General features: G+C 77.9%; 1 protein-coding gene. It reads right to left on the minus strand.

The annotated features are described in order from the left end of the window. Positions 1–132: 132 nt before the first annotated feature. The coding region (locus FNQ90_RS24415) for a ComEA family DNA-binding protein (protein WP_228471570.1) at positions 133–1068 on the minus strand (936 nt) is incomplete at its 5' end.

Consider the following 1068-nt stretch of genomic DNA (forward strand, 5'->3'; position numbering starts at 1 on the left):
CCTCGCGCGGGTGGGCGACACCCAGCCGGCCCGCGCCGGCGTGGAGCGGATGCCGGGAACTCCCGGGCGGAGGGGGAGCGCCGGAACGAGGATCACGACGAAGGGGCGAGGGGGTGGCGCGGGTGTCGGGGTTCACGGGATCACCACCAGGTCCCGGACGTCCTCCAGGCGCCGCTGCCCGATCCCGGAGACGTCCAACAGCTGCTCGACCGAGACGAAGGGGCCGTGGCGTTCCCGGTGGGCGACGATGTTGCCGGCGAGCACCGGACCCACCCCCGGAAGTTCGCGCAGCAGCTCGGCGTCCGCGAGGTTGAGCAGGATGCGGCCGTCGGGAGCCACTCCCGGCGGGCTGTGCGGGGCTCCGCCGGGGCCACCCCCGGTGGGAGCGGCGGGATCCTCCGGTGCCCCGGCCGCGCCCACCGGGATGTGCTCGCCGTCGATGATCGGGCGTGCCCGGTTCAGCGCTCCCGGGTCCGCGTCCGGCAGGAGGCCGCCGGCCGCCTCGATGGCGTCCCCCACCCTCGAGCCGGGTGGGAGGGTGTGCAGGCCGGGGTTGCGAACCTCTCCCGCCACGTCCACCACCAGGGGGAGCTCCTCCTCCACCGGCGCCGACGCCTGCGCCCGGTCGGCTCCGGGTGCGGTGCCGTCGGCCGGCAGCGGGGAGTCGGCGGCGACCGGGACCGGCCGGGGGCGTGAGGAGGACCAGTGGTGCACGGCGAAGCCGACCGCCACCACGAGGAGGACCGTCAGGGCGAGCAGGGTCCGCGGTTCCATCCCGCAGCGCAACCGCAACCGGGCGATCGCGTCGGCGAGGCCGGCCCCGGCGGGACCGGGGACGGGTACGTGATCGGGCTCCCCCGGGCCCCGGTCCGGCCGGAGGGTCCCCTCCTGTCCACCGCCGGCTCCGGTGGCCTCCTCCGGGGCGTCCGGGGTGCGAGGAGGCCCGGCCCCCTCGCCGGGAGGAGCCGGGGCGCTCTCCGGTGACGGGGCCCCCGCCGGACGGGGGCGGTCCTCGAGGTCTCCCGGTGCCCACCACTCCCCCGGTTCCGGAAGCCGGCCGGTCCGGGC

It is taken from the genome of Streptomyces alkaliphilus (assembly GCF_014141535.1).
GTDB lineage: Bacteria > Actinomycetota > Actinomycetes > Streptomycetales > Streptomycetaceae > Streptomyces > Streptomyces alkaliphilus.